Annotated in this window: 10 protein-coding genes; 4 read left to right on the forward strand and 6 right to left on the reverse strand. The window is 66.5% G+C overall.

The features are described 5' to 3' along the window. Position 1 precedes the first annotated feature (1 nt). The 5 genes from ROV93_RS07815 to ROV93_RS07835 all read right to left on the reverse strand — a co-directional run bounded on the left by ROV93_RS07815 (position 2) and on the right by ROV93_RS07835 (position 6,748). Positions 2-1,606 (reverse strand): glucoamylase family protein, encoded by a 1,605-nt coding sequence (locus ROV93_RS07815; RefSeq protein WP_061478010.1) that lies wholly within the window; start codon positions 1,604-1,606, stop codon positions 2-4. Between the two features lie 249 nt (positions 1,607-1,855). Beyond that, positions 1,856-4,912, reverse strand: coding sequence for a TonB-dependent receptor (locus ROV93_RS07820; RefSeq protein ID WP_061478011.1), 3,057 nt, complete (start codon positions 4,910-4,912; stop codon positions 1,856-1,858). Between the two features lie 78 nt (positions 4,913-4,990). Further along, entirely contained in the window at positions 4,991-6,028 is a 1,038-nt protein-coding gene (locus ROV93_RS07825; RefSeq protein ID WP_005417630.1) for a LacI family DNA-binding transcriptional regulator, read from the reverse strand. Between the two features lie 148 nt (positions 6,029-6,176). After that, positions 6,177-6,452, reverse strand: coding sequence for a BolA family protein (locus ROV93_RS07830; protein ID WP_005417632.1), 276 nt, complete (start codon positions 6,450-6,452; stop codon positions 6,177-6,179). Next, positions 6,449-6,748 (reverse strand): YciI family protein, encoded by a 300-nt coding sequence (locus tag ROV93_RS07835; RefSeq protein WP_005417634.1) that lies wholly within the window; start codon positions 6,746-6,748, stop codon positions 6,449-6,451. The genes ROV93_RS07830 and ROV93_RS07835 overlap by 4 nt, the downstream gene beginning before the upstream one ends. A gap of 374 nt (positions 6,749-7,122) precedes the next feature. Here ROV93_RS07835 and ROV93_RS07840 point away from each other — a divergent pair, with 374 nt between their 5' ends. Genes ROV93_RS07840 through ROV93_RS07850 form a run of 3 tightly spaced genes read left to right on the forward strand, consistent with a single transcriptional unit; the run spans position 7,123 to position 10,529 of the window. Beyond that, positions 7,123-8,028, forward strand: a complete 906-nt coding sequence (locus ROV93_RS07840; protein WP_005417635.1) for a ScpA family protein — start codon at positions 7,123-7,125, stop codon at positions 8,026-8,028. Between the two features lie 13 nt (positions 8,029-8,041). Beyond that, positions 8,042-8,917: an SMC-Scp complex subunit ScpB gene (scpB, locus tag ROV93_RS07845; protein WP_072168371.1), complete on the forward strand. Its 876-nt coding sequence runs from the start codon at positions 8,042-8,044 to the stop codon at positions 8,915-8,917. Further along, positions 8,910-10,529: a pseudouridine synthase gene (locus ROV93_RS07850; RefSeq protein WP_312539160.1), complete on the forward strand. Its 1,620-nt coding sequence runs from the start codon at positions 8,910-8,912 to the stop codon at positions 10,527-10,529. Before scpB ends, ROV93_RS07850 begins: the two co-directional genes overlap by 8 nt. 116 nt (positions 10,530-10,645) lie before the next feature. Here ROV93_RS07850 and ROV93_RS07855 read toward each other — a convergent pair whose 3' ends face one another. Continuing rightward, on the reverse strand, positions 10,646-11,434 hold the full coding sequence (locus ROV93_RS07855; protein WP_072168373.1) for a helix-turn-helix transcriptional regulator: 789 nt from the start codon (positions 11,432-11,434) through the stop codon (positions 10,646-10,648). Between the two features lie 90 nt (positions 11,435-11,524). Here ROV93_RS07855 and ROV93_RS07860 point away from each other — a divergent pair, with 90 nt between their 5' ends. Continuing rightward, the gene (locus ROV93_RS07860; RefSeq protein WP_072168374.1) at positions 11,525-12,652 is read left to right on the forward strand and encodes an MFS transporter; all 1,128 of its coding nucleotides are present in this window, start codon (positions 11,525-11,527) and stop codon (positions 12,650-12,652) included. The last annotated feature ends 3 nt before the right edge of the window (positions 12,653-12,655 follow it).

Consider the following 12,655-nt stretch of genomic DNA (forward strand, 5'->3'; position numbering starts at 1 on the left):
GTTACTTGCCCTGGCCTGTGGTGCGGTTGGCATTGTTCTTCTGTTCCTGCGCGGCAGCCGCGCGTGATTCGGCGATACCCACCGCGCGTGCTGCCGCGGCCTTTTCGTCCTTCTGCAGTTCCAGCGGCTGGAACGACCCTTCCGGCGCCAGCCAGCCGCCGCTGAATCCGGCCCGCTCCAGGCCCTTGCGGATGTACGGATTCTTCTTCATCACTTCCCAGACGAAGTCGTTGCGGTAGTTGGCGATCATGGTCAGGATCGGCCCCTGGTCGATGGCGATGTAGTCGCTGGCGACCCAGCCGCGATCCGGCACCAGGCGACCGGTCTTGATCGGGATGTCGTAGTTGAAGCTGGGATTGAACGAATCCAGGAAGCCGTAGCTGGAATAGATGTAGTCGCCGTAGCGCTTGTGCATTTCCAGCGTCGCCGGGATCACCTGCTCGGGCGCGAACACCACCGAGGCGATTGCCGCAGTCGGGGCAATGGTGCCGTCATCGAAGTTCTCGCGCAGGCCGGCGCCGCGCGAGGAGTAGTGGCGGAACTGGCGCTGTTCGCCGCGGTACTCCTGCGTGGTGTTCTGCGGGCCATCGCTGGCGGTCAGGCCCCACACGTTCTCGCCATAGTCCTTCCACTGCATCGGGTTGGCGATGGCGTACTCGCGCTGGGCCAGCGCGGCCGAGCGGCTGTTGAGGAAATAGGTGCTGCCGCGCTCGCGCATGTACGCGTCCTGGATATCGCGGAAATCGATCCAGACGTGGCTGTACTGGTGGCCGAACAGCGGGCCGAAGGACAGGTATTCCTGGCCCTGGTAGACACCCCAGTCGTTGTCATAGGTGCGCGTCCACACTGTCCACGCGTCCGGGCTGACCGGGTGCGTGGGCGAGCCCAGGGCGAGGATGTAGACCATCATCGCCTCGTTGTAGCCCATCCAGTCGTGGTCGATGAAGCCGCTCTCCGGGAACCAGCCCATCGAGATCAGCGGTGCACGCTGCTGCAGCCACGGCCAGTCGACCTTCTTGTACAAGGTATCGGCAATCTGGCGGATTTCCTTCTCGCGCGGATCGTCACCGTCGTAGTACGACTGCGCGAACAGCACGCCCATCATCAGCAGTGCGGTATCCACGGAGGAAAGTTCGACCCAGCTGTCGTAGCGACGGCCTTCCTGCATGTCCAGGAAGTGGTAGTAGAAGCCCTTGTAGCCGGCCTTGCCGGTGCGCTGTGGGCCCATCGGCACGTCGCGGAAGAACTTCAGCGTGGTCAGGGTCCGGTCGATCGCCTGGTTGCGGCTGACCCAGCCGTTCTCGATACCGATGGGATAGGCGGTCAGCGCGAAACCCACCGACGCGATGCTGGCGAACGGCCGCGACGGATAGCGGTCCGGGGTCAGGCCATTGATCTCGTTGGTGGTGTCCCAGAAGAACTGGAAGGTGCGGCGCTCGATGTCATCGAACAGCGGCGGCAACTCCGGCTTCATCGGCCGCGGCGGTGCATCGGCCTCGATCAGGATCACCGGCGGGCGCGGCTTGGCAGGTTCCTGCTGGGCCGGCTGGCAGGCGGCCACCGCCAAGCACAGCATTGCGGCGGACAACAGATGGCGTGCCTGCATGGCGCGGTTCCTCCGGTGGTCTGATCGATGGGAAAGCATACCGTCCAATGATCTGAAATCGTTTACAAGATGCGCTCTTAAAAAACCACGAAAAACGTGGTTTGACACCGCGATCATTGCCCACGCCGCTGCCCCCTGCCCGGCAGCGGCGTGGGCAATGGACCGGCACGGGGCCGGCCATTGCCGTTCTCACACAATCGATGCCGCCGGCGGACCGGCGGCATCGGATACAGCAGCAGGCGGCGCCGCTTAGAAGCGGAAGCCCACCTCGGCCTTCACCTGGCGCGGAGTGCCGATGATGTCGCCGGTCTCGTTGTAGCTGGCCTGCAGCTTGCCGTTGGTCTTGACGTAGTTGTAGGTGGAGAAGTTGTCGAAGTTGAACACGTTGATGATGTCCAGACGGGCGTACAGCTCGGTGTTGCCCGCCAGCTTGAACGTCTTCGTCGCCTGCAGGTCAACCGAACGGTAGCCGAAGATCTTGCCACCCACCAGGAACTTGCCGGTTGCGTTGGGCACGGCCGCCTGCGGGGTCGGCAGGGTGTAGCCGCTGGCCTGCATCACCGGGTACCAGTCGTTGACGGCGGTCGGGGTGGCCAGGGTGATCTTGCCGCCGAAGGTGATGCCCCAGAAGCCCGCGTACGAACCGGTCACCACCAGGCGGTGGCGCGGTGCGCCGTTGGAGCGGATGGTCGGGTAGTCACCGATCAGGCCGCGGTCAAAGGCGTACTTCTCGTTGATGTCGCGGTTATGGCGCGCGGTGGTCCAGGTGTAGGCGATCGAGGTGCCCCAGCCGCTTTCCTTGGTGAACGGCTTCTGTGCCGACAACAGGACCTGGGTGGCACGGGTCTTGATGCCCTGCTGGCCGATGATCAGGCTGCCGAAGCCCGGCACGTTGCAGCTCCAGGCCTGGCTCAGGCCCGGGGAGGTGCCACCACACAGGCGCGGATCATCAAAGAACTGGCCGGTCGGGTAGCGGTTGCCCAGGGTGAAGGCGAAGCCGTCGTAACTCAGGGTACGGGCAATGGTGGCGTCGGTCAGCCAGTCGCCGATCTGGTTGCTCATGCCCAGGCTGAACTGATCCGAGTACGGCGCCTTCAGCTTGTTGTTCAGCAGGTCCACTTCCAGGCCGGCATTGCTGGTCGCGCCGACCAGGGCCTGCAGGTTGCCGATCCCGTTGAGCAGGTTCGGGTTCCAGTCATAGCAGGCGGCCTGGCCGTTGATGCAGGCGCCGGTAGCCGGGTTGCGGAAGTAGATGGTCGGCTGCGGCAGGGCCAGCTTGGTGGTTTCCAGCTGCAGGTTGTCGAACAGGTCACGGTCGTAGGAACGGCCGGCACCACCGTGGATCACGTGCTGCTCGTCGGCGTTGATGTCATACGAGAAGCCCAGGCGCGGCTGCCAGGCGTCCTTGAACGCCTTGCGGTTGTGGCCGTTGCTGATGTAGTCGCTGATGTCCAGGCCGCCCAGTGCCAGCGAATCGGCATAGGTCTGGCCAGCGGGGGCGCGCGGATCCTGCGAATAGATGGCGTCGACCACCTGCTGCGGGGTCACGAAGTCCAGGTAGGACGGGGTCTTTTCGTAGTCCCAGCGCAGGCCGATGTTCAGCTGCAGGTGATCGTTGACCTGCCAGTCGTCCTGGATGAACACGCCGTACTGCTTGGACTTCGAACGCACTTCGCCGGACACGCCGGTCACGCCGGTCACCGGCTTGACGAACTGCGCCTTGTACGGAATGGAATCGGGGAAGTCCGGATCGCCCAGCGAGTACGTGAAGGTCGGATTGATCTGCGCCGCATCGGATGCGTACAGATCGATCGCCTTGTACTTCACGCCCATCTTGATGGTGTGGTCACCGGCCCACTGGATGCCATCCAGGGTCAGGTTGTCTTCGATCGACCAGCCCTTCTGGCCCTTCACCTGCGAATCCAGTGCCGAGGCGCCACCGATCTTCACGATGGTGCGGTCTTCGGGGCCGTCCGGTGCGGTGTAGGTGATGCCGTTGGCCAGCGTCAGCGGGGTCGGGTTGTTGAACGAGTCTTCGTGGGTGACCATCAACTCGTTGTAGTAGCGCTCACCACTGTGGTTCCAGCGCAGGGCATAACGACGGTCGGTGTTGACCACTTCACGGCCGGCTTCCGGCGAGGTCTGGCCACTGAACTGCGACTGGGTTTCGTCGCGGTCCTGGAAGGTCAGCTCGATGCGGTCGTTGTCGGTCGGCTCGAAGTCGATCTTGCCGAAGATCAGATCCTGCTGGAACGGCTGGCTGGCCGGGCCGAGGCCGGCGGCACCGGCGGGCGGCAGCAGGCCGGCAGCGCCGGTGACCGCGCCATCCGGCGCGATGGTGACCGGCAGGTCGAAGCGCTTGGCTTCGTAGGTCACGAAGAAGTGCGCCTTGTCCTGGATGATCGGGCCGCCCAGGGCGAAGCCGTATTCCTTCTCGGCCGAGACCATCTTCTCCTTGCCGCCCTGCCGCTCGGCCGGGGTCTTGGCACGCATGTCTTCATCGGTGTAGCGGTAGAACGCCTCACCCTTGAACTCATTGGTACCGGACTTGGTCGCAGCCGTCACTGCGGCGCTCGACACCTGGCCATACTCGGCCTTGTAGTTGCCGCTGATGACCTTGTATTCGCCGATGGCCAGCTGCGGGAACGGGTTACCGGCGCTGCCGGACTGGCCGGCCACGCCGCCGCCCTTGACGTAGCTCTTCTGGCCGACGCCGTCGATGTAGACGTTGGTGCCATCTGCATTGGTGGCGCCGCCGCGCAGCGAGGTGTTGCCCTTGGCATCGCGGGTGAAGATCAGGCCCGGCACCGCGTCGGCGAACTCCAGGAAGTTGCGCGACACCTGCGGGGTGGTCTGGATCTGCTGCAGGCTGACGGTCTTGCCAACTTCGGAGGTGCGCACTTCCTGCAGCAGGGTCGGCGCAACAACGTTGACGGTGTCCAGGTTGGTGGCCGCGGTCGAGCCCGGGGTGCTGCTGGCTGCGCCAGCGAAGTTCAGCGTCGCGGTCGAAGCCACGGTGACGGTGACCTTCTGGGTCTGGCCGTTGGCGACCACGTTGTACGTGCCCGGATCCAGGCCCATCAGTGAGTAGCTGCCGTCGGCGCGGATGGTGCCACGGCGGACGGTACCGGTGGCCACGTTGGTGGCGGTCACTTCGGTGCCGGCCTGGGCACCGGCAACCTGGCCGCGCAGGCTGGCGTTGGCCGACTGCGCCATGACGTTCGGGGCGGCAGCCAGCATCAGGCAGCTGACCAGAGCGGTGCTCAGCAGCCGGCGCGCCGGCATGCGGAAGGTGGTATGCATCATCAACTCAATCTCCGGGTGGCGGTAACCGCTTGCGCGGTCCCTGCGATCAGTCAAAAAAAAGAAGAAACGCCTCTGGCTTCAACGGCCGGATGGCGGAGTGGTGGAATCGCGAACAATCAAGCGGGGAACCAGGGTCTGCTTGTCCCCTGCCCCATCCGTGGAGGTGCCGTCCATCAACTGCATCAGACGCGTCATGGCCCGGTCGCCGAGCTCGGCGATGCTGACCTGCATGGTGGTCAGCGACGGGTGGACGAAACGCGCCAGTGGAATGTCATCGAAACCCGCCAGGGCCACATCGGCCGGCACACGGACCCCTGCCTGCGTGAACGCATACAGGCAGCCCAGGGCCATCATGTCGTTGGCGGCGAATACGGCATCGGGCAGCGCTCCGGCTGCCAGCAACTCCTGACCGGCACGATGGCCGGAAGCTTCGTCGAAATCACCGGGCAACTCGATGCCTTCGGCGCCACCGCCAGAAGCCGCCAGCGCGTCACGGAAGCCGCGCAGGCGCTCGCGCGCGTCGAAGTTGAGGTCCGGACCAGAAATGAAGGCAATGCGGCGGTGGCCGGCATCCAGCAGGTGGCGGGTCATCGCCATTGCGCCGGCGTGGTCGTCGATGCTCAGCACCGGGTGGTCCTGGCCGGGCAGATAGGTGTTGATCAACACCGTCGGCAACGACTGCGGCAGGTTGTCGGTCAGGAAGCCCGGGCTCTCGGCATAGGGCGAAAGCACCAGCAGGCCGTCGACGCGGCCGCGCATGGCACGCAGGGCGGCGCCCTGCTGTTCCTGGTCACCGTGGTAGCTGGACACCAGCAGGTGCTGGCGGCGGTTGCGGGCCACGCCGTCAATGCCGCGCATCAGCTCGGAGAAGAATTCGCCGTACAGGTCAGGCAGCACCACGCCCACCGTATTGGTGCGGCGGCTGCTCAGGCTGCGGGCGGCGGCGTGCGGGGTGTAACGCAGCCGTGCGGCCACCTCCAGCACAAGCTGGCGGACCGGTTCGGCGACATTTTCATGCCCGTTGAGCGCGCGGGAAACCGTGGCCACGGAGACCCGGGCTTCGCGTGCGACGTCTTTGATTGTGATAGCTGCCTTGTTCACGAAGCCGCCCTCCACGGCTTGGACCTACCAGCATTGGCGCGGAATGTAAGCGTTTCCATCCAGGCTTGTAAACAGTCCGTTAGGCGAATGTCCCGAAATGGACATGAAAACCTGTCCGTAGCGAGGCCATGAAGGACCCGCCAGGACAGCGTGGGACAAGGGCTCAGCCCTGTTCTGACGGGGTCTGCGCGCGGATGGACAACGCGTGGATATCGGTCTCCATCATCGACCCCAGCGCGGCATAGACCGCGCGGTGCCGGGCAAGCGGCCCCAGCCCGGCGAAGCGCTCACTGACCACATGCACGTTGAAATGGCCGCGCCCGTCGCGCGCACCGGCATGGCCGGCGTGACGATGGCTGTCGTCCTCGATCTCCAGCACGCTCGGCGCCAGCGCCTGCTGCAGCGCATCACGGATCCGCTCGATCCGTTCCGCGTTCACGGCAGCACCTTGCGGAACGGGCGGACCTGCACGCGGGTGTAGACGCCTGCAGCCACGTACGGGTCGGCATCGGCCCAGGCCTGGGCCTGCGGCAGCGACTCGAACTGCGCGATCACCACCGAACCGCTGAAACCGGCCGGGCCCGGGTCTTCACTGTCCACCGCCGGGCACGGCCCGGCCAGCAGCAGGCGTCCCGCGTCGCGCAGCGCATGCAGCCGCGCCAGATGCTCCGGCCGCGCCTGCAGCCGCTGCGCCAGCACATCCTGGCCGTCATACCCTTCGATCACATACCACACCGGCATTTCCTCGCTCGCGTTGTCGGGTCCGCCGATTCTAGCCAATGCAGCCCCTGCCCCGGTCCGGCTGGACACTGGCGCAGCAAAGGCTTACCCTAGACTCCATTGCACGTGGCTGGATGCAGCAGCCCGTCGGATTCTGCAGCCACGCAGCCCCCGACGACAGATCCGCTGCTTCAAACCGGACCACCTGGCCGGGCCACGTAGACGACCTCCCCGTAGTTCTGTCGCTGCCGTTTACTGCGGCGCGTCCTGCTGTTTGATATGTGTGGAATCGCGCCGATCCCGGCGTGTCTGGTGCCCTGGGGCTCCGTGGCGTTGGCCCGGCGAACCCGGTGCCGCGACTGGTCCGTTGCAATCCTGATGTCCATTAGATGACTTCCGAACTCGCGCTCGACGCGAACCCGCCAACCCGGCCGCCCGCCCCCCAGCAGCAGGAAATGCCGCTGGCGGTGGTGCATGGGCAACCGGTCCTGCAGATCCCGCAGGACCTGTACATCCCGCCGGACGCGCTGGAAGTCATCCTGGACGCCTTCGAAGGCCCGCTGGACCTGCTGCTGTACCTGATCCGCCGCCAGAACCTGGATGTGCTGGACATTCCCGTGGCCGAAATCACCCGGCAGTACGTGGAATACATCACCGTGATGCGCGAGCTGCGCTTCGAGCTGGCGGCCGAGTACCTGGTGATGGCCGCGATCCTGGCCGAGGTGAAGTCGCGGATGCTGCTGCCGCGCCCGGTCAGCGAGGAAGGCGATGAGGCCGACCCGCGCGCCGAGCTGGTGCGCCGGCTGCAGGAGTACGAACGTTTCAAGCAGGCCGCCGAGGACATCGACGCCCTGCCCCGCCAGGACCGCGACACCACGGTGGCGCATGCCTTCATGCCCGAGCGCGCCACGGTGAAGCTGCCGCCGCCGGTGGACCTGAAGGAAATGCTGCTGGCCCTGCACGACGTGCTCAAGCGCGCCGAGCTGTTCAGCGGCCACGCCATCAAGCGCGAAGCACTGAGCGTGCGGCAACGCATGGGCGAAGTACTGGGACGCCTGGAAGACGGCAAGTTCTATCGTTTTGAAGGGCTGTTCACCGCCGAAGAAGGCAAGCTGGGCGTGCTGGTCACGTTCCTGGCGGTGCTGGAACTGGCCAAGGAACAGTTGCTGGACATCGTCCAGGAAGAACCGCTGGCGCCGATCTACGTGAAGTCGCTGGCCGCTGGAAACACCAACGCGCCGCTGCAGTTCAGCAGCGAGTTCGACGACAACGACGCCGCCAATGCCAACGAGTGAGCGCTGACTGCCGATGGATCAATCGCTGATCGACCGCATTGTCGAGGGTGCCCTGCTGGCCTCCAGCCAGCCACTCACCCTGGCCCAGCTGAAGGACCTGTTTCCGGAAGAGGAACCGGCACCGCCGGGCAGCATCGAACGTGCGCTGGAGCGCCTGCGCGAGGCCTGCGAAGGTCGTGGCGTGGAACTGGTCGAGGTCGCCTCCGGCTTCCGCTACCAGGTCACCGGCGAAGTACATGGCTGGATCAGCCGGCTGTGGACCGAACGCAAGACCCGCTACACCCGCGCCACCCTGGAAACCCTGGCGCTGATCGCCTACCGGCAGCCGATCACCCGCGGCGAGATCGAGCAGGTGCGCGGCGTGGCGGTCAGCAGCAACATCATCCAGGCGCTGGAAGAACGCGAATGGATCCGCGTGGTCGGCCACCGCGACGTGCCCGGCAAGCCGGCGCTGTTCGGCACCACCAAGGGCTTCCTGGACTACTTCGGGCTGAAGCGGCTGGACGAACTGCCGCCGCTGTCGGAACTGAAGGACCTGGGTGAGCTGGAACCGCAGCTGGCCCTGGACCGTGATGCACCGGCCGTGGCCGGTGCCGAGGGTCCGGACATCTCGGCCGGCGCCGATGGCGTTGCCGCGAACGATGACGCCGGCCTGGCCGGCAGTGACACCCCCGATTCCGCCAATGCAGCCCCTGCATCGGCCTCCGATGAGCAAGCACCTTCGCCCCTCGATGATGGGCACCCCGATTCCGCGCCGGGCGAGCGCGCGGTGCCAGTGAACGAACGCGAAGACAACGCCGTCGCGATGACGACCGTGGCTGTTGACCAAGCCGATTCCGAACCAGAGGCCGACCTCGAAACCGTCGGCCGGAGCAAAACTGATGAGTGACACCCCCCGTAACAAGCTCTCGCTGAAGCGCGAAGCCACCTCCGAACAGTTCAAGCTGGAAGAGCGCCTGCACAAGGTGCTGGCCCAGGCCGGCCTCGGCTCGCGCCGCGCGCTGGAACAGCGCATCGCCGAAGGCCTGGTCAAGGTCAACGGTGAAGTCGCGCAGACCGGCATGTCGGTCAAGAGCGGCGACAGGATCGAACTGGATGGCCGTGGCTTCGTCGCCACTGCCCTGGCCGAGCCGTCGCGCGTGCTGGTCTACAACAAGCCGGAAGGCCAGGTGACCACCCGCGAAGATCCCGAAGGCCGCCCGACCGTGTTCGAGTCGCTGCCGCCGCTGAAGGGCGCGCGCTGGATCGCCATCGGCCGCCTGGACATCAACACCACCGGCCTGCTGCTGGCCACCACCGACGGTGAGCTGGCCAACGCCATGATGCACCCGTCGTTCGAGGTCGAGCGCGAGTACGTGGTGCGCGTGCGTGCACCGGAAGGCGAGGAAAAGGTCTCCGACGCCATCGTCGACCGCCTCAGCCGTGGCGTCGCACTGGAAGACGGTCCGGCCAAGTTTGATGAGATCGAACGCATCGGCGGCACCGATTCTCACGACTGGTTCCGCGTCGTGGTGAAGGAAGGCCGCAACCGCGAAGTGCGCCGCCTGTGGGAATCGCAGGGCTGCCAGGTCAGCCGCCTGAAGCGCACCCGCTATGGCAAGGTGAGCCTGCCGCGCGAACTGGCCCGTGGCCATTCGGTGGAACTGGGCACCGCTCAGGTGGAAGCGCTGCGTGCGCAGCTGAAGCTGGAAGAAGGCGCTCCGTCGGCATTGACGCTGCAGCCGGTGATCGGCCAGCGCCGCGCCGCAAAGACCACCGTGCGCGTGCGCGAAGGTGGCCGCGGCAATGCCTACGTCAATGGCCACAACACCGCTGACGAAGGTCGCGAGCTGCGCCGTTTCGACAACGTCCGCGAAGACCGCGGCCGTGGTCGCGGCGGCAAGGGTGGCGGCTTCAAGGGCGGCCTGACGGTCAGCGGTGAAGCAGCAGCCAAGCAGTCGCAGAAGCCGTTCAAGCAGTGCGCGCCGAAGAATGACCGTTCGCTGCCGGAAGGCAATCCGGCCGCGTTCCGCACCTGGTACGTGCCCGATGGCGTGAGCACTGGCCCGAGCGGGCACCGCAATGCCGGCCCGGGCGCACGTGGCCCGGGTGCCCGTGGACCGGGCGCGGGCGGCCAGGGCCGTCCGTACGGCAAGCCGAAGGGCCCGGGTGCCGCCGGCGGCCAGGGCCGTGGCGGTTTCGGTGGTGAAGGCCGTGGCGGCGCAGGCGGCCAGGGTCGTCCGGCCGGTGCCGGCAACCGCTCGCAGGGCCAGGGCAACAAGCACCCGTACGGTCATCCGGGCAACGCTCCGAGCTTCCCGTCCGACCATGCAACCCCGGGTTTCAACCCGTATGGCAGCCCGAAGCCGGCACACGGCGCCCGTCCGGGCGGTCGCGGCCCGGGCGGTGGCAACCGTGGCCCCGGAGGTAACCGCGGCCCCGGCGGTCCGGGTGGCAACCGTGGTCCCGGCGGCAACCGCGGCCCGGGCGGCCCGCGCCGTAGCGGCCCACGCGGCGGCTGATCACAGGCCACGCTGAAATGAGAAACCCCGGCCCAGGCCGGGGTTTTTCTTTAAAAAGGGGACGGAGGGGATTAAGTCGTTTTCGCCACGCCATGTGTCGAAGGGGCGAAAACGACTTAATCCCCTCCGTCCCCATTTGCGTGGCGCTGGAAAGCGGCGGGCGTGGTGCCGGCCATGCTGCGGAAGAAGGCGATGAACGGGCTCTCGGCGGAAAAGCCAGTGTCCTGCGCCACATGCGCGACGCGATGCCCGAGCAGCAGCAGCTCCATGGCCCGCATCAGGCGCCATTGCTGGCGCCAGGCCTGATAGCCCATGCCGGTATCACGTTGCATCAGCCGGCCAATGGTGCGCACGCTCAGACCCGCGCGCTCGGCCAGCTCGCCCAGTTCGGGCGGCAGCTGTTCGGCCAGCGGCAGGCAACGTGCAATGCGTGGATCACGCGGCAAAGGCAGGTCCATCGGCGCCACCGGTGCAGCGGCGATTTCCAGCACGCACAACGCCAGTTGATGGTGCGCGCGCGGCAATTGCCAGTCATGGTCGAACGGTGCCTGCGCGATCGGCTCCAGCAAGGCCTGCAGCAGCGGACCTACGCCGATGATCGCCGGTTGCCGGGGCAGCTGGGCCGACAGGGTGGCGTCGAAGTACAACGAACGGTAGTCGACCGCCTGGCGCATCTGCGCGCGATGGCGCAGCCCGCCCGGAATCCACGCCGCGCGCGCAGGCGGCAGCAGGCTGATGCGATCACCGTAGGTCAGGCGCGTACAGCCCTGCCGGGTGTAGAGCAGCTGCGCGCGTGCATGCTGGTGCCAACCCGAATCGTGATCCGCCAGTGACGCCGCGATCCCCAGCACCGGAGCGCTCCAGGCATCAGCGTCGAAGGGCGCGTCCGGCTGCAACCAGGCCATGTCCGATTTCATATATCCAATGACAGGATGGAGAGAGTGCGCCATTGCAGGCGCGACCACAATGCGCGGCCCTGTTCGTGGAGCGCCCGCATGTCGCGTCGCCTGTTGTTGCTCACCATCGCGCTGCTGATGTTTCCCCAGCTGGCGCAGACCCTGTACAGCCCGGCCCTGGCCGATCTGGCCAAACGCTTCGCCCTGCCGCCGGGTACCGCCAGCCAGGCCATGAGCCTGTATCTGTTCGGCTTCGCTGCAGGCGTGCTGCTGTGGGGGCGCCTGGCCGATCGTATCGGTCGTCGCCCGGCCATTCTCTGTGGCCTCGGCGTCTTTGCCGTAGCTGCACTGGGCGGCCTGCTGGCTGGCAGCTTCGGCCCGGTGTTGCTGGCCCAAGCGCTGGCCGCGGTCGGCGCCGCGGCCGCTTCGGTGGTCACCCAGACCGTGCTGCGCGACCATCTGCAGGGGCCGGCGTTGGCGCAGGCATTCTCCTGGATCGGCATGGCCCTGGCCCTGAGTCCGGCCATCGGCCTTGCACTGGGCACGCTGCTGGTGGGCCGCCATGGCTATGCCGGTGTGCAGGCCGGCCTCCTGCTGATGGTCATCCTGCTGATGCTCGGATGCACATCCGGCCTGCACGAGAGCCGCCCTGCCGAAGTCGCGCACACACCCATGCTGCCGCTGCTGCGGCAACTGCTGCGCGATCGCTGGATCTGGTCACAGGCGCTGCTGGTGACGGCGTTCAACGTGGCCATGTACAGCTGGTACGCGCTGGGTCCGTTCGTGTTTGAACGACTGCATTGGCCGCTGGCTTGGTTCGGTGCAAGCGGCGCGGTGCTGGCACTGGGCTCGGCACTGGGCGCGTGGGGCAATGGCCGCCTGCTGCGTGCCGGCGTTGCCGCGGCCACGCGCATCCGCATCGCCGCAGGCCTGGTTCTGACGGGAGGCCTGCTGGCTGCGCTGCTGCATGATCACCCTGCCCTGGTCGCGGCGATGGTGCCGGTGGTGACGGGCTTCGGCTTGGCCATTCCCAATGTGCTCGGCCAGGCCCTGCGCGGCTATCCACACTGTCTCGGCAGCGCAGGCGCGCTGTTCGGCCTGCTCTACTACCTGTTGATCGGTGCGGCAATGGCGTTGGTTGGTGCAGTGCAGCTGCTGGCACCGACCGTTATCGTGTGTGGCCTGCTGGCCTTGTGGCTGCAGCGACGGCGTCCCGCTGCAACCTAGGAA

The organism is Stenotrophomonas maltophilia group sp. msm4 (assembly GCF_032025605.1).
GTDB classification, from domain to species: domain Bacteria; phylum Pseudomonadota; class Gammaproteobacteria; order Xanthomonadales; family Xanthomonadaceae; genus Stenotrophomonas; species Stenotrophomonas sepilia.